Here is a 23,668-nt window from a genome sequence, read left to right on the forward strand (position 1 = left end):
CGACGTCGCAGAACGCACCGACGCCCCGGCCTCCGTACGGAGACCGGGGCGTCGTGCTGTACGGGGCGGCGTCGGACCTGCGGCCCTCGCGCCCGGATCAGGGCTGCTGCTTCGCCTCCGCGAGCACCTCGTCGACCGCGTCCCAGAAGTCGACGCGGGCCTGGTGCGTGGCGGCTGGAGTCGCCCCCGGCTCGTCGAGACCGAACGGCCGGTAGGGTGCGATCGCGAGAAAGTGCCCGGCGTCCTTCTGCTCGACGGCCGTGACCAGCCCCTTGTCGGCGAAGCGGGGCCTCACGTCCCGCAGGCGGCCGCACGCGTCCCACTGCGTATCGGCCGTCCCGCAGGCCAGCACGACCGGGCCGTCGATCGCCTCGACCGGCACCTGGGTCTCGGGCGGCGTGCCGACCGCGCTGCTCGGCGCGCACGGCAGTCCCACCCCGTCGAGCGTCCAGGCCGACACCCTCCAGTTCGGGTAGCCGCAGTACAGGCTGCCCGCACCGGTCGGCGCGAAGGCGCCGTACACCTCGTCAGGGCGGTTCGCGGCGAGCCACAGCGCCATCTCCCCACCTCGCGAGACGCCGAACATGAAGACCCGGTCGGTGTCGACCCCTGGCTGCTCACGCAGCCAGGCGAGCCCGGTCAGGAAGGTCTCGACCGGCACCTCCGCGAGCTCGGTCGGCTGCCCCGGGCTCTTGAAGTAGCTGATCGCCAGGGCCGGGTAGCCGAGCCCTGCGAGCCAGGTGGCGTTGGCTCGGGCGTTCCCGAGCCCGCCTTCCGACCCGCTGAACACGAGCACGGCCGGCAACGTGTCGTCAGCCGAGAACCCGGCGGGAACGGCGTAGGCGGCCACCATGGCGTCGTCGGTCACGTCGCGGACCTCGACGTCCGCGCCGTAGCCCGTCCGCTCGACGACCGTCTCGGCGAGGGGCTCGCCGTCGGCGCTCAACGACAGCGTCACCGAGTGGTCCACGCTCCCTGCCTCGATACCGAGCCTGCTGCCCGTCATGGACCAGAACGGCCCCATCGCGTCGACCGTCGTCCACGACCCCTCGGTCGGGGCGGTCGTCGTGAGGTCGACCCGGCCGTCCTCGTCGGCCAAGAACGTCGCCCGCGACGACATCGCCGCCCCGTCGAGGTCCGTCGTCGCGACCAGGCGCACCTCGCGTCCCGCACCGAGCCCGGTCAGCGTGATCGCCAGGGGGTCGAACGCCCCGTCCTGCTCGACGACCTCGATCGCCGGGTCCGGTTCCGGAGGCGCCGAGCACGCCGCGAGTGCCAGCAGCGAAGCGGTCAGCAGGAGGGCAACGGCAGGGACATGGTCACGTCGTCGGGAGGCCATGGGCAAATGTTCCCGTACCGCACTAATCCGGCACAACCCGCCACGCCGGGGCCGTGCGACGCAGGTCTCACCCCCGAGGACCGCGCGTGCCGACCACGTCCACCTGTTGGCGCGGGTCGCCCCGCCCGGCCGGCGGCAGGGTCCATCCGTCGTTCGTCCCGGCGGGGAACCGGCCTCCTGGCGGCGGGCGCCGCACCGCCATCACCACGAGCGGCGCCACGAGCGCCGCGATCACGACCAGTCTCATCACGAGCTCCACGATGTCCATGCCTCCACCCTGGTCCGGCCGCGCGGCGCGCACGAGTGGCAGGAGAGACAGGTATCGACAAGATCCTGCCAGCGGCGTAGCGTCGAAGGATGTTGCGCACAGTGGCGGCCGTCGTCGCCGACGGACTGGCCCCGTTCGAGTTCGGCGTCGTGTGCGAGGTCTTCGGCCTCGACCGCACGGACGACGGCGTGCCCCTGGTCGACTTCCGCGTCTGCGGCCCGGTCGCCGGAGTCCCCGTCCGCACGAGCATGGGCGCCTCGCTGATCCCCGACCACGGTCTCGACGCGCTCGAGGACGCCGACCTGGTCGCGGTCCCCGCGATGACCATCCGCGACGAGTACCCGCAGGAGATCATCGACGCCCTGCGCGCGGCCCACGCGCGCGGCGCCGTCCTGCTGAGCGTCTGCTCGGGCTCGTTCCTGCTCGCCGAGGCGGGGCTCGTCGACGGGCGCCGCATCACGACGCACTGGCGCCACGCCGACGAGCTCACGGCCCGCTACCCGCAGGTCGAGGTGGACCCGGACGTCCTGTTCGTCGACGACGGCGACATCATCACGAGCGCGGGCACGGCCGCGGGGATCGACGCGTGCCTGCACATCGTGCGCAAGGAGTTCGGCAGCGCAGCGGCCAACGCGATCGCGCGCCGCATGGTCGTCCCTCCCCAGCGCGACGGCGGCCAGCGCCAGTACATCGACCGCCCCGTGCCGCAGTGCGAGGAGCAGAGCATCCGCGACGTGCTCGCCTGGATGGACGAGCACCTCGACGAGCCCCAGACCGTCGAGGACCTCGCGCGCCGCGCCCACCTGTCGGCACGCACGTTCGCGCGGACGTTCGTCGCCGAGACCGGGACCACCCCCATGCAGTGGCTCGCGACCCAGCGCGTCCACCGCGCGCGGACGCTGCTCGAGGAGTCGGGCCTCGACCTCGAGGAGATCGCGCGCCTGAGCGGGTTCGGTTCGGCCGCGCTGCTGCGCCACCACTTCCGGCGGGCGGTCGGCGTCCCGCCGACCGACTACCGCCAGACGTTCCGCCACGCGTCCTGAGCCTCTCCCTGGGCGAGGCGCGCACCCGGGGGTGCGGCGCCGTCGGGCACGGTTCTCCACGTTGCACGACGGCGGCACGCGCCTAGGGTCGAGAGGGTCCGGTCCCGTACGACGTGAGGCGCGCTCCATGACCATCCCCACCACCCTGCTGTCCTCCGGCCACCCCATGCCCCTGCTGGGCCTGGGCACCTGGCCGCTCGACGACCACGCCTCGGCGCGGGCGGTCGAGAGCGCGATCGGGCTCGGGTACCGGCTCGTCGACACCGCGTCCCGCTACGAGAACGAGGTGGGCGTCGGGCAGGGCATCGCCGCGTCAGGCGTGGACCGCGCCGAGCTGTTCGTCACGACCAAGCTCCGCGGGGCGGACCAGGGGTACGACGCGACGCGGGACGCACTGCACGCGAGCCTCGACCGGCTGGGGCTCGACTACGTCGACCTCTACCTGATCCACTGGCCGCTCCCCCGCCTCGACCGGTATGTCGAGTCGTACCGCGCGATGCTCGACCTGGCCGCTGAGGGCCTGGTCCGCAGCGTCGGCGTCTCGAACTTCCGCGAGCACCACCTCGACCGGCTGATCGCGGAGACGAGCCACGTCCCGGCCGTGAACCAGATCCAGCTCTCGCCCGCGCTCGCACGCACGGACCTGCGGCGGTACCTCACCGAGCGCGGCATCACGGTCGAGGGCTGGAGCCCGCTCGGGCAGGAGGAAGGCGTCCTGACCGAACCCGTGATCCAGGAGATCGCCTCGGCCCACGGCCGCTCCGCCGGCCAGGTCGTGCTGCGCTGGCACGTCCAGCAGGGCATCGTGACGATCCCCAAGTCCGCGAGCGCCGAGCGCCAGCGCTCCAACGCCGAGATCTTCGACTTCGCCCTCACCGAGGACGACATGGCCCGGATCGCGGGTCTCGACCGCGGCGAGGACGCCGCGCGCGACTCCGACGAGCACGAGGAGTTCTGATGAGCGACCTGCCGACCGTCACCGTGCTGGGCACCGGGACCATGGGGACCGGGGTGACGCACTCACTGCTGCGCGAGGGCTTCGACGTCACGGTGTGGAACCGCACTGCGTCGCGCGCCGCGCCGCTCGCCGACGCCGGAGCGCTCGTGGCCCCGACCGCCGCGCAGGCGGCGCACGGCGCCGACGTCGTGCTGAGCATCCTGTTCGACACGGCCGCGGTCCTCGACGTCCTCGACGCCGCCGGCCCCTCGGTCGGCACGGGGGCCGTGTGGGTCCAGGCGTCGACGATCGGGCGCGAGGGGACGGCCCTCGTCGTCGAGCGCGCGCGACAGCTCGGCGTCACCCTGGTCGAGGCCAACCTGCTCGGTACCAAGCAGCCCGCCGAGGAGGGGAACCTCGCCGTGCTCGCGGCGGGAGACCCCGACGTCCTGGCCGGTATCGCCCCCGTGCTCGACGCGATCTCGGCCAAGGTCGTGATCGCAGGCACCGAGGTGGGCCAGGGCACCGCGCTCAAGCTCGCGTGCAACGCGTGGCTCGCGACGATCACCGCGGGCACGGCACAGTGGATCGCCCTGGCTCGTGCCGAGGGGATCGACCCCCACCTGTTCCTCGACGCCATCGCGGGCGGCGCGTCCGACTCCCCCTACGCGCATCTCAAGGGGGCCGAGATGATCGCGGGCGAGTTCGCGCCGCAGTTCGCGCTCGACGGGCTCCGCAAGGACATCGGCCTCATCTCGGAGGCCGCGGCCCAGGCGCACCTCGACCCCGCGCTGCTCGACGCGCTGTCCGATCTCTACGGCAGCGCAGCAGCGCGTGGGCACGGCAGCGACGACATCGCGGCCGTGTACACGGCGTTCGGCACGGCACGCGCGCCGTCGCCTGCCAGCGACTGACCGGAGTGCGGCACGATTCCTGGGCCTTGCCGTCGCAGGTCAGGCCGCGGCGCGCCCGTGCCGCCAGTACCCGATGAAGTCGACGTTTGCCTTGGGGAGCCCGCGGTCGTTCACGAGGTGGCGTCGCGCCCCCGTGACGAGGCTCGACTCGCCCACCACGTAGGCGTAGACCTCGCCGGGCGGCAGGTCCGCGCGCTTCAGCACGTCCAGCGCGAGGCGCCCGGGGATCGCGTGCGGCTCGGCCCCGTGCTCGTCGCGCGCGACCCACAGGAGCTCGAGCCCGGCCGGGACCCGGAAGTCCTGGGCGTCGGCCGCGTGCGGGAGCTCGACGATCGCGAGCCCGCGCGCGTCGTCGGGCAGCGAGGCGCAGATGCCCGCGACCGCGGGCAGGCCCGTCTCGTCCGCGACGAGGAGCGTCCAGTCGTGCGGGACGCGCGGGTTGTAGCCGACCCCCTGGTCGAGGATGCCCACGGGATGGCCGGCGCTCGCCCCGAGCGCGAACGCCGACGCCGGCCCGCCGTCCTCGTGCGCGACGAAGTCGATGTCGATCTCACGATCCGCCGGGCGCGCTTCCCGGACCGTGTAGTTGCGGACCCACGGCCGCCGCGCCTTGGGCGTCGCGAGGTACTGCACGTACCAGAGCCCCGACGTCGCGGTCGGCAGTCGCAGCGACTCCTGCTCGTCCCGGGGCAGGAAGAGGCGGAACCACTGGTCGAACCCCATGGGCGAGAAGTGCTCGACGCCCTCGCCCCCGACCGTGACGCGCACGATCGACGGACTCACCCGCTGCGAGGCGACCACCTCGGCAGCGATGACCTGCACGGCGGTCGGCTTGACCATCTGGAACCCGGCCACGACACTCCTTCTGCTCGGAAAGAAGGCCAGGCTAACCTAACCACCGGCTCGGCGTCACCATCGTCCCTGCGCACGGGACAGACCGGTACGACCCTCGCTTCCCGACCCGCGACACGCCCGGGTGGGCAAGTGGGCCAGGCCGCACGACGTCGTCGTTCCCGAGCAGACCCGGGCCGGGTCAGCACCGGACCTTCGTCCTTTCTCCACGCCGATGCCGACGCCACACGTAGACTCGGGCCATCTGTACAACGGGCATCTCGCTCACCCCGCGGCTGGGAAGTCGACCCCCAGCCCTGTGAGGGACGCATGACCGACGCAGCCGTTCTCCCCGGATTCCGCCCCACCAAGCCCCGCACGGGCGACGGGACCAGCATCACCAGCACCTACACGGACCTGTCCAAGCGCGTCCGCGAGGCCGGGCTCCTCGAGCGGACGCACGGGTACTACGGCTGGGTCGCGGCGATCCTCACGGTCGCGCTCGGCGGGGCCGTGGCCGGCTTCGTCCTCCTGGGCGACTCATGGTTCCAGCTCCTGATCGCGGGCGCCCTGGGACTGATCCTCACGCAGTTCGCGTTCCTCTCGCACGAGGCGGCGCACCGCACGATCCTCACCTCGGGCCCCGCGAACGACCGCGTGGGGCGGTTCCTGGCCAACGGCGTCGTGGGCATCAGCTACTCGTGGTGGATGAACAAGCACACCCGCCACCACGCGAACCCGAACCGCGTGGGCAAGGACCCGGACATCGAGACGGACACCATCTCGTTCCTCGAGGAGAGCGCCGCCGAGCAGAAGGGCTTCCTCGCCCTCATCACGCGCCACCAGGGCTGGCTGTTCTTCCCGCTGCTCACGCTCGAGGGCATCAACCTGCACATGATCTCGATCCGATCGCTGCTCTCCTCGGCCAAGAGCCGCGCGCGGACCATGGAGCTCGTGACGATCGCGCTGCGCCTCACGCTCTACGTGGGCGTCGTCTTCTGGTTCCTGCCGCTCGGCATGGCGTTCGCGTTCCTCGGTGTACAGCTCGCGGTGTTCGGCGTGTACATGGGTGCGTCGTTCGCCCCGAACCACAAGGGCATGGCGATCATCCCCGCGGACAGCAAGCTCGACTTCCTGTCCAAGCAGGTCCTGACCTCGCGCAACATCACGGGCGGCCGCGTCATGAACGTCCTCATGGGCGGGCTCAACTACCAGATCGAGCACCACCTGTTCCCGAGCATGCCCCGCCCGCACCTCGCCAAGGCCCGCCTCATGGTCCGCGAGCACTGCGCACGCCTCGGCATGCCGTACACCGAGACCAACCTGCTCGCGTCCTACGCGATCGTGGTCCGCTACCTCAACCAGGTGGGCCTCGCAGCACGCGACCCGTTCGACTGCCCGCTGTTCAACCAGCTCCGCAAGGTCTGAGCGCTCTCGGGGGCCGGCCCCGCACAGGTCAGAGGGCACGGACGGGCTGGCGCAGCACCGTCCGCAGCTTCTCGGGGGCAGTCCGGCGCACGTCACTGAGGTAGACCTCGTGGTGCGGCCCGTTGAACGTCAGACCGTGCTCGGGCAGGTACTCGTCGTGCAGCCGCGCGAGCGTGGGCGCCTCGTCGTCGTAGGAGCCCACGTGCAGGACCTGCACGCAGTCGCCCTCGTCGTACGCGGCGAACCGCACGCGATCGAGCGCCGGCAACACCTTCTTGCGTCGCGTCGCCTCGGCCACGTCCGCGACGAACGCGTCGTCGAGCCAGCCGGGCTGCAGGACCATGAGCGTCCAGCTCCACGCGTCCTTGTCGCGGCGCACGAACGCCGCGGGGTCCTCGGCGGTCCACAAGCCTTCGAGCGGTCCGACGACGTAGTCCCTGCCCAGGTCCTTCTTGCTCGCGAACTTCACGGCGTACGCGAGCGAGAACAGCGCCTCGACCGCCTCGGCGTAGGCCGGGGCCGAGTTGGGATCGCCCTCGCCGTCGATCTGCAGGTAGTTCAAGGGCGGCACGACGACCCGGACGAACTCACGGGGTGGCGCGTAGAGCTCGCGGTACTCCTTGCGCAGGTCGACCTTGTCCATGGGGTCCTCCAGCGGACGTCGTAGCGGCTCGTCGGTGCGTGGGTCGGCACCATGCTCCACCCGGCCCTCGCTCCGGGCCACCCGACGGCGAAGGGCTCGCTCCGCCGTCGGGCGGGCGGACGACGAGGAGGCGGGCCCGTCGCCCTGCCTGACGACCGACCCACCTCCTCGCTCCCCTCACCTCGCGCGGGTCGCTCCACCCGCGCCGGGCCTCAGAGCGCCTGGATGATGTTCTCCACCTGGTCCTTGGCGTCTCCGAAGAGCATCGCGGTGTTGTCCTTGAAGAACAGCGGGTTCTGGACCCCCGCGTACCCCGTGGCCATCGACCGCTTGAACACGATCACCTGCTTCGCGTTCCAGACCTCGAGCACGGGCATGCCCGCGATGGGCGATCCCGGGTCGTCGAGCGCCGCCGGGTTGACCGTGTCGTTGGCGCCGATGACCAGCACGACGTCGGTGTCCGGCAGGTCACCGTTGATCTCGTCCATCTCGAGGACGATGTCGTAGGGCACCTTGGCCTCGGCGAGCAGCACGTTCATGTGCCCCGGCAGGCGCCCCGCGACGGGGTGCACGCCGAACCGGACGTCGACCCCTCGCTCGCGCAGTCGGCGCACCAGGTCCGCGACCGGATACTGCGCCTTGGCGACCGCCATGCCGTAGCCGGGCGTGACCACGACCGAGCGGGCGTGCTTGAGCAGGTCCGCGACCTCGGCCGCCTGGATCTCGTGGTGCTCGCCGTAGTCCTGGTCGGAGGCCACGACCGTGCCGCCCTCGGCCCCGAACCCGCCCAGGATCACGCTGATGAACGACCGGTTCATGGCCTTGCACATGATGTAGCTGAGGATCGCACCCGAGGAGCCCACCAGGGCTCCCGTGATGATGAGCAGGTCGTTGCTGAGCATGAAGCCCGCCGCGGCCGCGGCCCACCCGGAGTACGAGTTGAGCATCGAGACGACGACAGGCATGTCGCCGCCACCGATCGAGGCGACCAGGTGCCAGCCGAGCGCGAGCGCGACGACCGTCATGAGGATGAGCGGCAGCAGCCCGTGGCCCGCGATGAACCAGGCCATGAGGCCGCCCGAGGCGACGAGCGCCCCGAGGTTCCACCAGTTGCGCCCCGGCAGCATGAGCGGGTTGGAGCGGATGCGCGCCGACAGCTTGAGGTAGGCCACGATCGAGCCCGTGAACGTCACGGCGCCGATCAGCACCCCGAGGAAGACCTCGACCAGGTGCACCACGTCGCCCTGCTCGGTCAGGTACGAGTTGAACCCGACGAGGACCGCGGCGAGGCCCACGAAGCTGTGCAGGAGCGCGATCATCTCCGGCATCTGCGTCATCTCGACGCTGCGCGCACGCCACGTCCCGACGACCGCGCCGATCACGAACACCATGCAGATGAGCAGCAGCGTCACCATGACGGGACGCTCGCTGTCCTGCAGCGCGAGCGCGACCGTGGCCACGAGGGCGAGCCCCATGCCCGTCATGCCGAGCAGGCTGCCGCGCCGGGCCGTCTCCTGCTTGGACAGGCCCGCGAGGCTGAGGATGAACAGGACAGCTGCGATGACGTAAGCAGCCTGGACCAGGGAGGTCAGCACGGGTCAGGCCTCCTTCCGGAACATGCCGATCATGCGGTAGGCCACGAGGAACCCACCGAAGATGTTGACGGAGGCCAGGGCGGCCGCGACGAAGGCGATCGTGGTGACCACCCAGCTCGAGTCGCCGATCTGCAGGAGCGCGCCGACCAGGATGATCCCGGAGATCGCGTTCGTCTGGGCCATGAGAGGGGTGTGCAGCGAGTGGCTCACGTTGGAGATCACGTAGTAGCCCACGACGACCGCGAGCGCGAACACCGTGAAGTGCCCCACGAACGCGGGCGGCGAGAACGTGATGGCCAGCGCGGCCAGCACCGCGGCCAGGGCGTACCCGACCGCCCGGCGGGTGCCGCGCCGTCGGGCCTCGTCGAGGGCCGTCGCGGCGTCGAGCGCGGCCTGGGCCTCGTCGACCACGGGCGCTGCCGGGGCCGCGGGGGCCGCGGCCGAGACGGCGACCGGGGGCGGCGGCCACAGGACCTCGCGCGCGCGCGCGACCGTCATGCCGCGCAGCACCTCGTCGTCCAGGTCGAGCACGACCTGTCCGTCCTTGCCGGGGGTCAGGAGCTTGAGCAGGTTGACGATGTTCGTGCCCACGAGCTGCGACGTGTGCTTGGGCATGCGGCTCGTGAGGTCCGTGTAGCCCAGGATCACGACGCCGTTGTCCGTGACGACGCGCTCCCCCGGCACCGTGAGCTCGCAGTTCCCGCCGCCCGAGGCCGCGAGGTCCACGATCACGCTGCCGGGCCGCATCGCGGCGACCATCTCGGCGCTGATGGTGCGCGGGGCGCGTCCCCGCACGAGCGCCGTGGTGATGACGATGTCGGCGCGCGCGCTCTCCGCCGCGTACATCTCGGCGGTGAGGCGCTCCTGCTCAGCCGTCAGCGCGCTCGCGTAGCCGTCGGTGCTGACCTCCTGGCGCGCGCCCTCGGCCTGGACGAACTCGGCGCCCATCGACTCGATCTGCTCACCGACCTCGGGACGCACGTCGAACGCACGCACCTGCGCGCCCAGGCTCGCGGCCGTGCCGATCGCGGCGAGACCCGCGACGCCCGCACCGATCACGAACACCGACGCCGGGGCCGTCTTGCCGGCGGCCGTCACCTGGCCGGCGAACATGCCGCCGTACTCCTCCGCGGACTCGACCACGGCACGGTACCCCGCGACGTTCGACATCGCGCTGAGCACGTCGAGCGACTGCGCGCGCGAGATGCGCGGCACCGCGTCGAGCGCCAGGGCCGTGACACCGTGGTCCGCGAGCTGCTGGACGAGCGCCTCGTTCGAGCCGGGGGCCAGCATCGCGATCAGGGTCGCACCCTCCGACAGCGACGCGACCTGCTCGGCCGACGGGCTGTTGACGGCCGTGACGACGTCGGCTCCCCACGCCTGCGCCGCGTCACCCAGGCTCGCGCCCGCCTCCACGTACGCGTCGTCGGGGTAGCTCGCGCGCTCACCGGCGCCGCACTCGACCACGACGTCGTACCCCAGGCCCACGAGCTGGGCCACGGTCCGGGGCGTCGCGGCGACGAGCCGCTCGCCGGGACGGGTCTCTCTGGGCACGCCGATGCGCATGCTGACCTCCTTGCTCGGATGGCTGCACGGTATCGGTACGGCAAAGGATCCGCCGCAAAGCACGCATCGTGGACGGATGTCGTCCATGCGAATGAGGGTCCGGTACGCGAGGCGGGTGCCACCGCGCCCGCTGCCCCTGCCCCTGCCCGACGGCGTCAATCGCCTGGCGTGGTCTGTGCGCCCTTGGCTACGGTCGCCGCATGAGCAGATCCGGCCCTCCCGACGCACGCGGGCGCCTCGTCGAGGACCCGTTCGACCACCGCGTCACGGCGTCCGGGACCGTCCTCGCTTACCGGGGCGGGCGGCTCGTCGCGACGATCTCCGGCGCCCGGGCGGCACGGCTGATCGCAGCTCTTGAGACCGCCGACGAGGACCGGGCGCAGCACCTGCTGGCGCGGGCGACCGGGAACTACCGTCGAGGCAACGAGCGGCGGTGATCTACCCGCTACCGACGTAGCGTCACGGTCCTGGCCAAGAGAGGGTAAGCACGACCTCGTCGTGCCTGTGCGAAGAGCGCTACCGCGGACGCGACGAGGCGCATCACAAGTCCTCGACAGGCGGACCTGTCCGGCTCGTCCACCGCGGGCCGGTACGAGCACCCACGAGGCAATCGCGCCGACGCCGAGACCTGCGGCGGCGCCGCGACGCCGCCAGAGCGTTTGATCAGCACGACATCACCCCCACGGGTCGTCGCTGGCGAACGAGGTCTGCGGTCGGGACTCGTCCATCCGGCTTCCGTCGAGCCGTCCAGCCACCCACGAGACAGACCGCGGGCGTTCCCCGGAGTCCTCCGTGACGAATTCGTTCAGTACCTCCCGCACCTGGCTGATCGGCAGGGTGCTTCGTTCGGAGAAGAACGTCGGGACGTGCGGGTCCGCCACGACGTCCGCACGCACAGGACCCTGCGCACCACCGCCCGACACCCAGACCTGACCTGCCGTGGCGCCGTGCCGCTCGTGCGCCGTGCCGGCCATCCACACGACCCCGCCCGACGCCGTCTCGCAGTTGGCGCCCACGCGCAGCAGACCGAGATCGACTCCGAGGGGCATCTCCGGGGAGTCGGCCAGCGACCCTGGTGAGGGGGCCGCTGCCACCCACAGCCACGCGTCGGACCACAGCTCGAACCCTCCACCACGACGAACGGGCGGCCTCATTACGTGCGCCAAAGCAACATCAGCCAACCGCTGCCGATCACTTGACATCACAGCCGAGTGCCAGACCTCGCCACACAGCAGGTAGATCACGAGCCCACTCCTCTACCCCACACTCGCCAAATACCTGCGGGACGTCAGCCCGAGGAGTCAGTTCGCCACACCTTACAATTCCACCCTGCAATCAGCCAAGCCGAGGATGCAAATTCCAGAATTGAGGGGTCCACCAGTAGAGAACAACTCGGTCCTCCGGCCAGGGGCGCCAGCTTTCAAGCGTCGCTTCGAAGACGTCCCGAGACATATCGATGACCCGCCAGCACGGAGAACGAAACTCGCACTCCTCAGCACCTCTAACTTTAGTCAGAAATCTCTCCTCCGAGGCCTCAAGAAGCTGATAGTTCGCCTGAGCCTCCACCAACGAGACCTTATTCGAACAGCCTTCAAGTAGCGGCCAGCGGAGCTGTGTTTCATCATCTTCCCAGAAGCAAACCGGGCAGATCAACTGGGATCCCGGCCCGCTATCGAAGACTCGATACCCGCAGCACGGGCAGGGGAACTTCTCATCACGAGCGGACTTGACAATCATTCCATCACTCCATTCGGTGTGGCAGCAGGTCCTGGGAGCGCTCCAACACAGTCACACATGAGATCCTTCTACCTCACGAGAATCGACCTGAGAGCCAAGCCCCATTTCCGGCCCATGCTTCCCCTAGTGCACTTCGAGATTCGCCACACTTGTCCACTCGTCGCAATTGAGGACAAGTACTGGCGTCGATCCCGCGAGGACACGGTACGAGTGGGTCGCTGATGACGGTGAGGCTATACGCGCACGCATGGATCCTGTTGCTGAGATCAGTCCCGTCGACGGTCGACGATAGCCCCTGTCGCGGTCAGGGCCACCAGGCGCTCTCCGCGCTGGCGCCGGCAGACGAGGACCGGGCGCAGCACCCCAATGCTCGGGCGACCGGGACCTGCCGTCGGCGAACGAGCGGCAGAAGCCTGAGCCCCGGCACCGCAGCAGCGTAACGCCCCCGGCCACGAGAAGGATGAGCACGACCTCGTCGTGCCTGCGCGAAGAGCGCTGCCACGGACGAGTCGAGGCGCAGCACGAGTCCCCGACACAGGCGGACGCGTGTCCGGCTTGTCCAGGGGCTGGCAGCCTCACCATGAATTGCGCACACCCCCTGCCTCGTCATATATGACGAAAGCGGGGTCATCAACCAGAGTCTCAGTGATCGCCACCATCGAAGAAAGGTCCGGATCTCGCCCTGAAGCCGTCCAGGATACAATCACGTTGGGACGGGCACGGTCAACGAAGAGAGTCTTGGCCACGCCGTCGGCGTACCAATTTAAGAGATCCTCCCACAGATCAAACTCCACATAGAGACGGCCGTCACCATTACCGACGTAGAAATCCAACTTCTCACGACTCGGATTTCGCAGGTTGAAGAGTTCCCACTTGCTGCACATCTCACTGACAAAGCCTGGCGTCTACCAGCCTTCGTGGGTGCGAGCTCACGGCAATTACCATCAATTGATACATCGATTTATGTCGCGCCTTCTTGCCGCACTGGCGTGGCATACGAGGCCCTGCGGGTTGTGAGGTCTTCGACATCCCCACCAAGCCCGCCGGCCTTCCCGCGTGACGACCGGAACGAGCGCCAACGTCATGACAGGGTACACCTGGTCGGCCTGCATGCCCGCTAACACTGCGAGCGCCTCCGAGCGACGCTTATCCAAGGCCGTCGCCTCGAGACGAATCAGGGCTGAGGTCCGAGGAGACGCCCCCTAGCTCGGAGATGAGCACATTCAGGGAAGATCGGACCGCCCAGTCCACCCACTCCCCGTGGCCGACTTCTGCCATGACCAGATCCTCCTCCCTCTCAAACTCACGTGGCGTAACAGCAACAATCACGCAAGGCGACCCATCCGCGCGTTCATTGACGAGCACCTGAGCGACGCGTCTCGCAGGGTCGGCACCGCAACACTCACCCCGACATGAGAGTATTCACCAGGAGCCACATCGCACCCGCTCGCAGTTTCAGCGAGCCCTCCAGGTCGGAACCCAGATGGGAACAATGGGTCGAGCGCCGGGCGAACTTGCTGGAATCGCCAGGCACCGCCACTCGCAATCGCGAACTCCGTTATCCCCCGTTCCCTGATTGGGCGGACTCAGCAGCTGAGAACCTGCCGCCACATCGTCGGAGACACTCGTCAGTGTCGGCGCTTCGCGGTCGACTCGATCAGCGCAACCGCGAGCCAGTGTCCACCCAGTCGCGCCATGTGAAGTGCCGATCCACCAGGTGCAAGGGACGAGGCGAGTGGATCGGCGCCCCGAGCGAGCAGGTAGGCCGTGACGTTGACCTGTAGCGGCTCTCCGCTTTGGACATGTTCGTCCAGCTCGACGTCGATCGCATGCTGCAGCAGCGTCAGGCCACCTTCGATCTCCTCGACGTCGACCCCACCGTCCAACAGGTCTCGAAGGCGGAGAAGGTCCCCGTGCTCGACCGCCTCATGCGCCGGTGTCATCCTGCACCCCCCTGTTCACTCTCGTGTCACACCGCACGCGGCCGTCGCCAACGCACGATGCATCCACGCCTAACCGGCCAGATCGTGATCGCCGAGGTCAGTGTGGCAGGTCAGTCTCTCCCTTTTCGACGACGCCGACACACGCGAGATGCTGGAGTTCGCGCTGCCGACAGTGTCCGACTCCCACACCCTCACCGCGTCGAACACTTCCAGCGACCGCTCGCCCAAGGGGCGCCCAGACCCTGACGTCCAGTCCGTCTGAGACCGAACACGTCGCGTGTCGACCTCGAGGGAGAATCCACCAGGGAGATCCCCGGTACCCAACTCTTCGAGGCTCGCCCTCAGACGAGCGCCGCCAGCACCTCGTTGAACCCCTCGGTCGAGGACGGGTGGGTATAGATCGCGTCGCGCAGCCCTGTGGCGCTGATGCCGTGCCTCATCGCGAGCGCGACCGTGTTGATCAGCTCCTGGGAGTCCACGCACAGGAGCGCGGTGCCCAGCACGAGACCGCTCCCTGCGTCCACGACGAACTTCATGAGGCCGTCGGTCTGCTCGACGATCCGCGCCCGCGGCATCGCGGCGAGGGCGGCGACCGCCTTGCTCGCCACGAGCACGTCGTGGCCTGCTGCACGCGCTTCCCGCTCGGTGAGGCCCACGCGCGCGAGGGGCGGCGAGACGAACACCGTGTACGGCACCGCGACCCGGTCCGCGGTAGACCGCTCCCCCGATCCCACGAGCTGGTCGAGCACGATCCGCGAGTCGTCGAGGGAGATGTACGTGAACTGCGGTCCGCCGTTGACGTCGCCGACGGCGTACACCCCGGGGACGCTCGTCCGCAGGTGCTCGTCGACCTCGATCGCGCCCCGGTCCGTGGTGCGGATCCCGGCGACGTCGAGCCCCAGCCCGGCCGTGACGGGCCGCCGCCCCGCGGCCAGCAGGACCAGGTCGCCCGTCACCGCGCCCCCGCCGGCGCCCCCCGGCCCCCTACCCTCGTACGACACAGTCGCGCCGTCGTCGGCGTCCCGGATCGAGGTCGCGCGCACCCCGGTGAGGAACGTGACCCCCTGCCGCTCGAGGATCTCGCGTGCGGCGGCCGCGACGTCGTCGTCCTCCCGGCCGAAGACCCGCTCCGCGGACTCGAGGACCGTGACCTGCGACCCGAACTGTGCATACATGCCCGCCAGCTCGATCCCCACGTACCCGCCGCCGATGACGACGAGCCGCGCCGGGAGATCCTCGGTCGCGATGAGCGTCGTGCTCGTCGTCACGCGCGGGTTGTCGTGCACGCCCGGGATCTCGGGGATCACGGGCTCCGAGCCCGTGTCGATCACCACCGTCTCCGCGCGGATCCGCAGGAGGTCGGTTCCCGCCCGGACCTCGACCTCGCGCGGCCCGGCGAACGTCGCCCGCCCCGTCACGACGGTCACGGAGTCGATCACGTCGAGCATGTCGAAGTTCTTGCCCCGCAACAGCGCGGTCAGGTCGGTCTTGCGGGTGACTGCTCGCGCGTACCAGTGCTTCGGAGCGTCGCCCGGTCGACGCGACTCGGCGTCGTGGACGAGCGCCTTGGTCGGCACGCACCCGATGTTGATGCACGTCCCGCCGTACATCTGGTCGGACTGCTCGACCATCACGACCCGCTGGCCACGGCGTCCCATCGCCGCAGCGATGGTCTTGCCACCCTTCCCGAACCCGATGACCAGAAGGTCGACGTGCAAGGCGTCCATGGTCTGTCTCCTTCGACGGTGCGGGCACGGGACGAGGCTGCGACGCGCCGCGTCGTGGACCCCGTCGCGACCAGTCAACCAGGGACGACCCCGCGGCACAGCCGCAGACAGTGATCGGGGTCACCCTACGACCTCGGTGCGATCCGCCGGCATCAGCGCCTGGAAAGAAGAACGACCCCCGGGACCTTCCCGAAAGAGGATCGGCCAGGCCCCTGTGACGCGCGACACAAGAGGCCGCCTGCTCCGCAGAAAAGACCCGGGAAACGACGAAGGCCGCCTCCCGTGAGGGAGACGGCCTTCGTGTCGGGTGGAGCTGAGGGGACTCGAACCCCTGACCCCCTGCATGCCATGCAGGTGCGCTACCAGCTGCGCCACAGCCCCGAGAACCATTGCTGGTCCCGCACTTCCTTGAGGTTTTCCCCCTCGGAAGCATCGCTAGTTTATGCCGAAGTCGGCTGGAAAATCCAATCGGGTCCAGAGCTCCACTCGTCGAGCGAGAAGTCGGCTCCGACGTTGTGCGCGACGAGCCTCCACGAGGGGTACGCGTTCGCTCCCGAACGCTGCAGCTGGGACCAGTGGACGTTGTTCAGTCCCGAGATCCCCCGCCAGCCCGTCGGGTCCAGACCGAGCATGGCCGTGATGGCCAACGTGATCGCCGCACCGTGCGAGACGACGACGAGCGTGTCCTTCTCGTCCAGTGCGTCGGCGTGCTCGGTGACGGCCGCGACCATGCGCGCCGCGACGTCGGCCCGCGACTCGGCGCCCGCACGAGCGGGCTCCTCGCCACGGCGCCACGCCGCGTACTCGTCGGGCCAGCGCTCGGAGAGCTCCTCGCCCGTCATGCCCTCCCACTCGCCGAACCCGCGCTCGCGCAGACGCTCGTCGAGGGAGACGGGCATGCCCGTCGCCTTCCCGTAGTACCCGGCCGTCTCGGCCGCACGCGTCAGGTCCGACGCGACGACGAGCGTCGGGGAGTGCGCGGCCGCGAGCGACCGGGCCCCCTGCTCGGCCTGCCAGTGCCCGACGGCGTCCAGCGGGATGTCGACCTGCCCCTGGAGGCGCATGGCCGCGTTGTACTCGGTGCGCCCGTGGCGCAGGAAGACGACGGTGCGCGCGCTCACGCCTGCGAGTCCTCCGCGAGGTAGATGGCGCCGTCGTCCGCGGCGTCGGTGACGTCGGTGCTCGACGACCCGTCTCCGCCACGCGCGTCCTCGGGCAGCTCGATGACAGGGCAGTCCTTCCAGAGGCGCTCGAGCGCGTAGTAGACCCGGTCCTCGGCGTGCTGGACGTGCACGACGATGTCGCCGAAGTCCAGCAGGACCCAACGGGCCTCCGCCTTGCCCTCGCGACGGATCGGCTTGACGCCGACCTTGTGCAGCTCTTCCTCGACCGCGTCCACGATCGCGGACACCTGCCGCTCGCTCGTTCCCGAGGCGATGAGGAAGACGTCCGTCAGCACGAGCTGCTCACTGACGTCCAGGGCGATGATCTCTTCGGCCTTGCGGTCCGATGCGGCGCGAGCCGCAATCACCGCAAGCTCGACAGCGCGTTCCGTTGCAGTCACGACTCTCCGTTGTGTGTTCCGAGGCCTGTCAGGAGGACAGGCCGACGTATGGGTGGGTGGCGCTCGCCGCGATCTCGCGCGGCGCAGCGGCTGCAGCCCCTGCAGCGCTGCCGTTGAGGAGCATCTGCCAGATCAGCAGGCCGAGCACGAACGCGACGGCGATGAGGATCAGGTAGTGGAGCCAGGTGTAGGCGTGGCCCGGGGGACGTTCGTCCTCGTCGAGCTCGTCGTCCGCCGCGCGACGACCGGAAGCGCCGGGGCGTGCACCACCTGCGACGGGGAACGGCGAGCCGCTCTGCTCCTCGTGCGCGGCCGTCGGCGCACCGAACGGAGAAGGAGGAGCCGCCGCCGCCCCCGCTGCAGACCCCGTGGTCACGGTCTCCCAGGGAAGTGCCGGAGGCGCGTCGGCTGCCTGAGCCGGAGCCTGGGTCTGCACCGGGGCGGGCGCGGCAGGTGCGGTCGCCTGCTGCCAGGGCAGCGTGGGCTGTGCCGGCGCAGGCGTCGCCGCAGCCCGCGGCGTCTCCGAAGGCTGGATGCGCGAGGACATGGACTCGCGGGCCGGGGCCGCAGCCTGGGACGGCGGGAACGGAGAAGGAGAAGGAGAAGGAGCAGGCGCTGCGGGCGGTGCAGCCTGGGGAGCCGGCGTGGGCCGTGAGGCCGGGGTCTCGAACGGCGACGGCGCTGTCGACGGAGCGCGCATGCTCTGACGGACCGGGGGCGTCATCCCTGCCGGGGGGCCCTGGTTCGGCCGGATCGCGACGTGCTCGACGGTCTCCTGGATCGGCGTGAGCCGACCCGTCTGGTCGACCCCTCGCATGCCACCCGTCATGGACGGCGGGCGCACGACCGGGGCCGGGCTCGCGAAGCCGTCCCCCGCGGTCGGGCCGACGGGCTCACGCATCGAACGGCGCGAGGGCGGCGGTCCTGCCGGAGCGGCGGGGACCGCCGGCGCCGGCGCGGGAGCGGGAGTGGGCGCCGGCGGCGGGAACCCGCCCGAGGCGGGCGCGGTGGAGCCGGCGGCCTGCTCGGCCGCAGCTGCCTCGCGCTCGCGGATCTCTCGGCGCGTCAAGGGACGGACGGGCTGCATGCTGCCCCCGTGCTGATCACTCATGGTGCTGACCTCTATACAGACCGTGCTTCGCGATGTACTGGACGACACCGTCCGGTACCAGATACCAGACCGGCTGGCCGGCCTCCGCCCGCTGCCGACAGTCGGTCGACGAGATGGCGAGCGCGGGGATCTCCAGCGTGGAGACGACCCCCGGCGGCAGTCCCTCGACGCTGAGCTGATGACCCGGACGGGAGACCGCCACGAAGTGTGCCATCTTCCACAGGTCGTCGGCATCCTTCCAGGTCAGCATCTGCTCGATCGCGTCCGCTCCCGAGATGAAGAAGAGGTCCGCGTCCGGGCGCTGCGCGCGCAGGTCGCGCAGCGTGTCGACCGTGTAGGTGAGCCCCGGTCGGTCGACGTCCACCCGGCTGACCGTGAACCGCGGGTTCGAGGCCGTCGCGATGACCGTCATCAGGTAGCGGTGCTCGGGAGCCGTGACCTTCTGGTGCTGCTTGAAGCTGGGCTTGCCCGTGGGGACGAAGACGACCTCGTCGAGACCGAAACGGGCTGCTGCCTCGCTCGCCGCGACGAGGTGACCGTGGTGGATGGGGTCGAACGTGCCACCCATCACCCCGAGCCGGGGCCTGCTCGACGTCATGTCCGACGGGTCCACCAGCGACCGGGTCAGTGGCGGGTACCGACGCTACGGAAGGCGTAGGTCACGAGGAGGAGACCGACGAGCACGCCGAACCCGACGATGCCGAACCCGATCGGCGGGATCGGAAGGTGGGTGACGGCCTCGGCGTTCTCCTGGGCAACCTGTGCGGCAGCAGCGAGCACGATGTCCTCCTACTAGTTCTGGTGCGTGGTGCGTGGATCAATGGATGACCGGCGCCGGGCGCCGATCGTCGTCCAGTCTCTCACGGTCGTGCTGGACGCAGGGCAGCCTGTGATCAGGGACGCACGTGACCGTCGCCGTGGACGACCCACTTGGTCGTCGTGAGCTCGGCCAGGCCCATGGGCCCGCGCGCGTGGAGCTTCTGGGTCGAGATCCCGATCTCGGCCCCGAGCCCGAACTGGGCCCCGTCGGTGAAACGGGTCGAGGCGTTGACCATGATCGCGGCCGAGTCGAGCTCGGCGACGAAGCGCTCGGACGAGGCCAGGTCGCGCGTGACGATGGCCTCGGTGTGCCCCGACGTCCAGGTGCGGATGTGCTCGAGCGCCGCGTCGAGGTCCGGGACGACGCGCACAGCGATCTCCGGGGCGAGGTACTCGCGCGCCCAGTCGTCCTCGGTCGCGGCCAGGATCTCGATGCCCGCGGGGGCGAGCTCCGCGGTGCGCGCGTCGCCGTGCAGCACGACCCCGGCCCCGTCGAGCGCGGCGAGCGCCGAGGGCAGGAACTCAGGGGCTGCGTCGGCGTGGACCAGCAGCGTCTCGGCGGCGTTGCAGACCCCCACGCGCTGCGTCTTGGAGTTGAGCAGGATCGCGAGCGCGCTCGCCTGGTCCGCCGAGGCGTCGACGTACACGTGGCAGTTGCCGACGCCCGTCTCGATCACGGGGACGGTCGACTCGCGCACGACGGTCTGGATGAGGTCCGCTCCCCCGCGCGGCACCAGCACGTCGACCAGACCGCGCGCGTGCATGAGCGCGACGGCGCCCGGACGCCCGTGCCGGTCGATGGACTGGACGAGGTCTGCGGGCAGCCCCTGGGCCTCGAGCGCACGCCCGAGCACGTCGACGATGACCTCGTTCGAGGCCGCTGCGGCCGAGCCGCCGCGCAGGATCACGGCGTTGCCGCTCTTGAGCGCCAGGCCCGCCGCGTCCACGGTCACGTTGGGGCGCGCCTCGTAGATCATCCCGACGACGCCCATGGGCACGCGGACCTGACGCAGGCGCAGACCGTTGGGCAGGGTCGAGCCACGCACGACCTCGCCGACCGGGTCCGGCAACGACGCGAGGTCGCGCAGCGCGTCGGCGATCGCGGCGATGCGCTCGGGGGTCAGCGCGAGGCGGTCGAGGAGACCGGCGGACGTCCCGTTCTCGCGGCCGCGCTCGAGGTCCTGCGCGTTGGCCGCGACGATCTCCTCGGTCGCCTCGACCAGGGCGTCGGCCAGCGCGAGCAGCGCGGCGTCCTTGGTCGCGCGCGTGGCGGTCGCGAGCGTGCGCGAGGCCGTCTTGGCGCGACGGGCCGTCGCCTCGACGGCCTCCGCGACCGTGGGGGCCGGGGCGCCGGGCGCCTGCGGGGCGCCCGTGGCGGTGGTCGCGGTCTGGTCGAGGTCCGAGTCGGGGATCAGCGCGGTCATGCGACGAGCCTACGTCGCACGGACCGGACCTGTCTGCGGCGTCCGGGGACTGACGCGCTCATCCGCCGAGCAGCTCCATCTGAGGGTGCCGCTGCCCACGGACCGCGCTGCGCGGCCACAGCGCACCGATGGACTCGACCTCGTCCGCGCTCAGGTCCACGAGCGCCGCGGCCACGTTCTGCTCGAGGTAGGCGGTGCGCTTGGTGCCAGGGATCGGGACGACGTGCTCCCCCTGGGCGAGGATCCACGCGAGGGCGAGCTGCGCCGTCGTGACACCGCGGCCTGCAGCGACCTCCTCGAGCCGGGCGACGAGCGCCCGGTTGTGCGCGAAGTCCTCGCCGCGGTAGCGCGCGTGGGCGCGACGGACGTCGTCGGCGGCGAAGCCCTCGGTCAGGTCGACCGTCCCCGTGAGGATGCCGCGCCCCAGGGGCGAGAACGGTACGAACCCGATCCCGAGCTCGGTCAGGGCGGGCAGCACCTCGTCCTCGGGGTCGCGCGTCCAGAGCGAGTACTCGCTCTGGACGGCCGTCACCGGGTGCACGGCGTGCGCGCGCCGGACCGTCTCGACCGAGGCCTCCGAGAGCCCGACGTGGAGCACCTTGCCCGCGTCGACCAGCTCGGCGAGCGCCCCGACCGTGTCCTCGACCGGGACCTGGGGGTCGACGCGGTGCAGGTAGTAGAGGTCGAGCCGGTCCGTGCCGAGGCGGCTCAGGCTCGCGTCGATCGCGCGGCGCACGTAGGCAGGGCGACCGTCCACTGGGCGCCCGTCCGGGTGGCCCCCGGCCGGGGGCAGGCCCAGCTTCGACGCGATCACCACGCGGTCCCGGTGCGGCCCGAGGACCCGCCCGAGCAGCTCCTCGTTGCGACCGTGCCCGTAGACGTCGGCCGTGTCGAACAGCGTGACGCCGGCGTCGAGCGCGGCGTGCAGGGTGTCGGTGGCCTCACGCTCGTCGGCCGGTCCGTAGGCGTCCGTGACGGACATGCCGCCGAAACCGATCGCGGAGACCGTGAGCGGACCGGCGGGGGCGGCGCCGCCGAGGGTGCGGGTGGGAAGGCTCATGCCCGCATGCGATCACCCCGCGGGCCGGGTGACAAGGCCCCTGCCCGTTCTTCCCACCGTTCGAGAACGTGTGACGCGCGAGAGGGTCACACGGGCTGGAGAGCGGCCTCGGCAGCGGGGCTCCCTGCTCGGGCCCGACGACGGCGCGCGAGCACGTCGTCGAGCACCGAGCACGCCGTGGCCGCCACGGCGAGGAGCGCGGTCACGACGACCGCGCCCGCGAGCGCCGCGCCGTGCCCTGCGGGGCCGGCCGCGACGCCGACGAACGCGCCGGTCATCGCGGCGATGCACACGGTCGCGGAGAGCCGCTGCGAGACCTGGAGCATCCCGGCCGCGACGCCGTGCTGCCCGGTCGGTGCCCGGTCGAGGGTGAGGGCCTGGTTGGTGGAGATGGTCAGTCCACCCGTGACACCGGTGAGCACCTGCCCGACGACGAGGCTCACCACCACGAACCGGTCAGGCAGGAGCAGCACGGCCAGTAGGAGCGCGACCGCGACCGGGATCTTGGCCCCGATCGCCGCGGTGACCCCCGTGCGGCCGAAGCGTCGCACGAGCCGCCACGAGAGGTGGGCCGCGACGACCGACGCGAGGGCGCCAGGGGTCGTGACGAGCCCCGCCTGGACCGCGGTGAGCCCAGCCCCCTCCTGGAGATAGATCATGAGGACGGCCGAGAACCCGAGCGCCGAGCCGAACGTGAACGTCGCCACGAGACAGCCGAGCGCGAAGCCCGGCGCCCGGAGCAGCTCGGGCGAGAGCACCGGCGTCCGGCCCGTGCGGGCGTATCGCCGCTCCCACCACACGAGCGTCACCGCGCCCACGACGACGACCGCGCCCCAGGGCGCGCGGGCGGCGAGCGGGCCGGCCAGGACGAACGGCACGAGGAGACCGAGCGCCGTCACCGAGAGGAGCGCGAGACCCACCGGGTCGAGGCCGGGCGCGGCCCGGACCGCACGGTCTGCGCGCGGCACGAGGCGCACGCACAGCGCCGCGGCCACGAGCGCGAACGGGAGGGTCAGGAGCAACGAGACGCGCCAGCCCGAGGGACCCGCCACAGCGAGCACGACCCCACCGACGAGCGGGGCGATCACGGCCGCGAACGCCCCGGTCGAGGCGTAGGCGCCGAGGCTGCGTGCTCGGGCGGGACCCTCGAAGTGGTCCTGGAGCAGCCCGATGACCTGCGGGTTGGCCGTGCCCGCCCCGATCCCCTGCACCAGTCGCGCGACGACGAGCACGTCGGCATCCTGCGCGCTCGCCCCGACGATGCTCGTCAGGGCGAACAGCACGAGACCGGCCACGAGGAACCACGGGCGTCCGTAGCGGTCGCCCAGCCTCCCCGCCGGGACGAGCGCGAGCCCGAACGTCAACGAGTAGCCCGCGAGGATCCACTGGAGCTGCGCCGTGCTCGCCCCGAGCCCGTCCCGCAGTGCGGGGGCGGCGACCGTGAGCACCGCGGAGTCCAGGAGCGTGGCGAACCCCGTGACGAGACACACGACCAGGACGCCGGTCTGGAGCGGGGTGCGGGCGGGGGTGACGGGAACGAGCCGTCTCGGCATGGTGTGCTCTGCTCCGTGGTGGTCGTCGGGGCACGCCCGCCGGGCGCGACGGTCGGGGCGGACCAGGGGCTGCGGTGGGCCGCGGCCGTCGTGCTCGCGATCACCACCGAAATCGTCATCAACAGAACCAAATTCGGCCGCGCCATCCGCGCGGTCGCCCAGGACC

General features: G+C 70.9%; 23 protein-coding genes and 1 tRNA gene. 5 read left to right on the forward strand and 19 right to left on the reverse strand.

What is annotated here, in order from left to right; genetic code table 11:
• Positions 1 to 97: 97 nt before the first annotated feature.
• A complete protein-coding gene (locus ACFWFR_RS00455) occupies positions 98 to 1,339 on the reverse strand; it encodes an acyl-CoA thioesterase/BAAT N-terminal domain-containing protein (RefSeq protein ID WP_377620440.1) in 1,242 nt (413 codons plus the stop codon).
• A gap of 67 nt (positions 1,340 to 1,406) precedes the next feature.
• On the reverse strand, positions 1,407 to 1,607 hold the full coding sequence (locus ACFWFR_RS00460; RefSeq protein WP_377620442.1) for a hypothetical protein: 201 nt from the start codon (positions 1,605 to 1,607) through the stop codon (positions 1,407 to 1,409).
• An 89-nt stretch (positions 1,608 to 1,696) separates the two neighbouring features.
• On the opposite strand from ACFWFR_RS00460, the gene ACFWFR_RS00465 reads away from it, so the two are divergent.
• The 3 genes from ACFWFR_RS00465 (at position 1,697) to ACFWFR_RS00475 (ending at position 4,501) form a co-directional block, all read left to right on the forward strand.
• Complete coding sequence (locus ACFWFR_RS00465; protein ID WP_377620445.1) at positions 1,697 to 2,650, forward strand: helix-turn-helix domain-containing protein; 954 nt, start codon at positions 1,697 to 1,699, stop codon at positions 2,648 to 2,650.
• Positions 2,651 to 2,777: 127 nt separating this feature from the next.
• Positions 2,778 to 3,608, forward strand: a complete 831-nt coding sequence (locus ACFWFR_RS00470; protein ID WP_377620447.1) for an aldo/keto reductase — start codon at positions 2,778 to 2,780, stop codon at positions 3,606 to 3,608.
• Complete coding sequence (locus ACFWFR_RS00475) at positions 3,608 to 4,501, forward strand: NAD(P)-dependent oxidoreductase (RefSeq protein WP_377620448.1); 894 nt, start codon at positions 3,608 to 3,610, stop codon at positions 4,499 to 4,501. Before ACFWFR_RS00470 ends, ACFWFR_RS00475 begins: the two co-directional genes overlap by 1 nt.
• A gap of 39 nt (positions 4,502 to 4,540) precedes the next feature.
• Here ACFWFR_RS00475 and ACFWFR_RS00480 read toward each other — a convergent pair whose 3' ends face one another.
• Entirely contained in the window at positions 4,541 to 5,356 is an 816-nt protein-coding gene (locus ACFWFR_RS00480) for a siderophore-interacting protein (protein ID WP_377620449.1), read from the reverse strand.
• A gap of 306 nt (positions 5,357 to 5,662) precedes the next feature.
• On the opposite strand from ACFWFR_RS00480, the gene ACFWFR_RS00485 reads away from it, so the two are divergent.
• On the forward strand, positions 5,663 to 6,760 hold the full coding sequence (locus ACFWFR_RS00485) for a fatty acid desaturase (RefSeq protein WP_082608880.1): 1,098 nt from the start codon (positions 5,663 to 5,665) through the stop codon (positions 6,758 to 6,760).
• Positions 6,761 to 6,788: 28 nt separating this feature from the next.
• Here ACFWFR_RS00485 and ACFWFR_RS00490 read toward each other — a convergent pair whose 3' ends face one another.
• From ACFWFR_RS00490 to ACFWFR_RS00500, 3 genes are all read right to left on the reverse strand, one after another.
• Entirely contained in the window at positions 6,789 to 7,403 is a 615-nt protein-coding gene (locus ACFWFR_RS00490; protein WP_377620451.1) for a GyrI-like domain-containing protein, read from the reverse strand.
• Between the two features lie 212 nt (positions 7,404 to 7,615).
• Positions 7,616 to 8,998 (reverse strand): Re/Si-specific NAD(P)(+) transhydrogenase subunit beta, encoded by a 1,383-nt coding sequence (gene pntB / locus ACFWFR_RS00495; protein ID WP_068708453.1) that lies wholly within the window; start codon positions 8,996 to 8,998, stop codon positions 7,616 to 7,618.
• A 3-nt stretch (positions 8,999 to 9,001) separates the two neighbouring features.
• The gene (locus ACFWFR_RS00500) at positions 9,002 to 10,564 is read right to left on the reverse strand and encodes a Re/Si-specific NAD(P)(+) transhydrogenase subunit alpha (protein WP_377620453.1); all 1,563 of its coding nucleotides are present in this window, start codon (positions 10,562 to 10,564) and stop codon (positions 9,002 to 9,004) included.
• A 200-nt stretch (positions 10,565 to 10,764) separates the two neighbouring features.
• Between ACFWFR_RS00500 and ACFWFR_RS00505 the strand changes: the two genes are divergently transcribed.
• On the forward strand, positions 10,765 to 11,001 hold the full coding sequence (locus ACFWFR_RS00505) for a hypothetical protein (protein WP_377620455.1): 237 nt from the start codon (positions 10,765 to 10,767) through the stop codon (positions 10,999 to 11,001).
• A 237-nt stretch (positions 11,002 to 11,238) separates the two neighbouring features.
• Here ACFWFR_RS00505 and ACFWFR_RS00510 read toward each other — a convergent pair whose 3' ends face one another.
• The 13 genes from ACFWFR_RS00510 to ACFWFR_RS00570 all read right to left on the reverse strand — a co-directional run bounded on the left by ACFWFR_RS00510 (position 11,239) and on the right by ACFWFR_RS00570 (position 23,502).
• On the reverse strand, positions 11,239 to 11,718 hold the full coding sequence (locus ACFWFR_RS00510; RefSeq protein WP_377620457.1) for an Imm1 family immunity protein: 480 nt from the start codon (positions 11,716 to 11,718) through the stop codon (positions 11,239 to 11,241).
• A 181-nt stretch (positions 11,719 to 11,899) separates the two neighbouring features.
• Positions 11,900 to 12,301, reverse strand: coding sequence for a CPCC family cysteine-rich protein (locus tag ACFWFR_RS00515; protein ID WP_377617314.1), 402 nt, complete (start codon positions 12,299 to 12,301; stop codon positions 11,900 to 11,902).
• 1,628 nt (positions 12,302 to 13,929) lie between these two features.
• Positions 13,930 to 14,244, reverse strand: coding sequence for an ankyrin repeat domain-containing protein (locus ACFWFR_RS00520; protein ID WP_377620459.1), 315 nt, complete (start codon positions 14,242 to 14,244; stop codon positions 13,930 to 13,932).
• Positions 14,245 to 14,585: 341 nt separating this feature from the next.
• Positions 14,586 to 15,971: an FAD-dependent oxidoreductase gene (locus tag ACFWFR_RS00525; protein ID WP_377620460.1), complete on the reverse strand. Its 1,386-nt coding sequence runs from the start codon at positions 15,969 to 15,971 to the stop codon at positions 14,586 to 14,588.
• A gap of 308 nt (positions 15,972 to 16,279) precedes the next feature.
• Positions 16,280 to 16,352: transfer RNA gene (locus ACFWFR_RS00530), tRNA-Ala, on the reverse strand.
• Positions 16,353 to 16,411: 59 nt separating this feature from the next.
• Positions 16,412 to 17,092, reverse strand: coding sequence for a histidine phosphatase family protein (locus tag ACFWFR_RS00535; RefSeq protein ID WP_377618875.1), 681 nt, complete (start codon positions 17,090 to 17,092; stop codon positions 16,412 to 16,414).
• The gene (gene rsfS / locus ACFWFR_RS00540; protein ID WP_377620462.1) at positions 17,089 to 17,535 is read right to left on the reverse strand and encodes a ribosome silencing factor; all 447 of its coding nucleotides are present in this window, start codon (positions 17,533 to 17,535) and stop codon (positions 17,089 to 17,091) included. Before rsfS ends, ACFWFR_RS00535 begins: the two co-directional genes overlap by 4 nt.
• 28 nt (positions 17,536 to 17,563) lie before the next feature.
• Positions 17,564 to 18,646 carry a hypothetical protein gene (locus tag ACFWFR_RS00545; RefSeq protein WP_377620464.1) on the reverse strand — a complete coding sequence of 361 codons (1,083 nt, stop codon included), beginning with the start codon at positions 18,644 to 18,646 and terminating at the stop codon, positions 17,564 to 17,566.
• Positions 18,639 to 19,244, reverse strand: coding sequence for a nicotinate-nucleotide adenylyltransferase (gene nadD / locus ACFWFR_RS00550; protein WP_056650547.1), 606 nt, complete (start codon positions 19,242 to 19,244; stop codon positions 18,639 to 18,641). Before nadD ends, ACFWFR_RS00545 begins: the two co-directional genes overlap by 8 nt.
• Positions 19,245 to 19,270: 26 nt before the next feature.
• Positions 19,271 to 19,426, reverse strand: a complete 156-nt coding sequence (locus tag ACFWFR_RS00555) for a hypothetical protein (protein WP_377620465.1) — start codon at positions 19,424 to 19,426, stop codon at positions 19,271 to 19,273.
• A gap of 113 nt (positions 19,427 to 19,539) precedes the next feature.
• Positions 19,540 to 20,889, reverse strand: a complete 1,350-nt coding sequence (locus tag ACFWFR_RS00560; RefSeq protein ID WP_377620467.1) for a glutamate-5-semialdehyde dehydrogenase — start codon at positions 20,887 to 20,889, stop codon at positions 19,540 to 19,542.
• A gap of 58 nt (positions 20,890 to 20,947) precedes the next feature.
• Positions 20,948 to 21,949: an aldo/keto reductase gene (locus ACFWFR_RS00565; RefSeq protein WP_377620469.1), complete on the reverse strand. Its 1,002-nt coding sequence runs from the start codon at positions 21,947 to 21,949 to the stop codon at positions 20,948 to 20,950.
• Positions 21,950 to 22,035: 86 nt separating this feature from the next.
• Entirely contained in the window at positions 22,036 to 23,502 is a 1,467-nt protein-coding gene (locus ACFWFR_RS00570) for an MFS transporter (RefSeq protein ID WP_377620471.1), read from the reverse strand.
• Between the last annotated feature and the right edge of the window lie 166 nt (positions 23,503 to 23,668).

The organism is Oerskovia sp. NPDC060287 (genome assembly GCF_042726775.1).
Classification (GTDB): Bacteria; Actinomycetota; Actinomycetes; order Actinomycetales; family Cellulomonadaceae; genus Oerskovia; species Oerskovia merdavium.

Excerpts from the sequence above, each read along its gene's own strand:
- ACFWFR_RS00455 (WP_377620440.1), bottom strand. The coding sequence starts at position 1,339 with ATGGCCTCCCGACGACGTGACCATGTCCCTGCCGTTGCCCTCCTGCTG.
- ACFWFR_RS00460 (WP_377620442.1), bottom strand. The coding sequence starts at position 1,607 with ATGGACATCGTGGAGCTCGTGATGAGACTGGTCGTGATCGCGGCGCTC.
- ACFWFR_RS00465 (WP_377620445.1), top strand. The coding sequence starts at position 1,697 with ATGTTGCGCACAGTGGCGGCCGTCGTCGCCGACGGACTGGCCCCGTTC.
- ACFWFR_RS00470 (WP_377620447.1), top strand. The coding sequence starts at position 2,778 with ATGACCATCCCCACCACCCTGCTGTCCTCCGGCCACCCCATGCCCCTG.
- ACFWFR_RS00475 (WP_377620448.1), top strand. The coding sequence starts at position 3,608 with ATGAGCGACCTGCCGACCGTCACCGTGCTGGGCACCGGGACCATGGGG.
- ACFWFR_RS00485 (WP_082608880.1), top strand. The coding sequence starts at position 5,663 with ATGACCGACGCAGCCGTTCTCCCCGGATTCCGCCCCACCAAGCCCCGC.
- ACFWFR_RS00490 (WP_377620451.1), bottom strand. The coding sequence starts at position 7,403 with ATGGACAAGGTCGACCTGCGCAAGGAGTACCGCGAGCTCTACGCGCCA.
- ACFWFR_RS00500 (WP_377620453.1), bottom strand. The coding sequence starts at position 10,564 with ATGCGCATCGGCGTGCCCAGAGAGACCCGTCCCGGCGAGCGGCTCGTC.
- ACFWFR_RS00505 (WP_377620455.1), top strand. The coding sequence starts at position 10,765 with ATGAGCAGATCCGGCCCTCCCGACGCACGCGGGCGCCTCGTCGAGGAC.
- ACFWFR_RS00510 (WP_377620457.1), bottom strand. The coding sequence starts at position 11,718 with ATGAGGCCGCCCGTTCGTCGTGGTGGAGGGTTCGAGCTGTGGTCCGAC.
- ACFWFR_RS00515 (WP_377617314.1), bottom strand. The coding sequence starts at position 12,301 with ATGATTGTCAAGTCCGCTCGTGATGAGAAGTTCCCCTGCCCGTGCTGC.
- ACFWFR_RS00520 (WP_377620459.1), bottom strand. The coding sequence starts at position 14,244 with ATGACACCGGCGCATGAGGCGGTCGAGCACGGGGACCTTCTCCGCCTT.
- ACFWFR_RS00525 (WP_377620460.1), bottom strand. The coding sequence starts at position 15,971 with ATGGACGCCTTGCACGTCGACCTTCTGGTCATCGGGTTCGGGAAGGGT.
- ACFWFR_RS00545 (WP_377620464.1), bottom strand. The coding sequence starts at position 18,646 with ATGAGTGATCAGCACGGGGGCAGCATGCAGCCCGTCCGTCCCTTGACG.
- nadD (WP_056650547.1), bottom strand. The coding sequence starts at position 19,244 with ATGACGTCGAGCAGGCCCCGGCTCGGGGTGATGGGTGGCACGTTCGAC.
- ACFWFR_RS00560 (WP_377620467.1), bottom strand. The coding sequence starts at position 20,889 with ATGACCGCGCTGATCCCCGACTCGGACCTCGACCAGACCGCGACCACC.
- ACFWFR_RS00565 (WP_377620469.1), bottom strand. The coding sequence starts at position 21,949 with ATGAGCCTTCCCACCCGCACCCTCGGCGGCGCCGCCCCCGCCGGTCCG.
- ACFWFR_RS00570 (WP_377620471.1), bottom strand. The coding sequence starts at position 23,502 with ATGCCGAGACGGCTCGTTCCCGTCACCCCCGCCCGCACCCCGCTCCAG.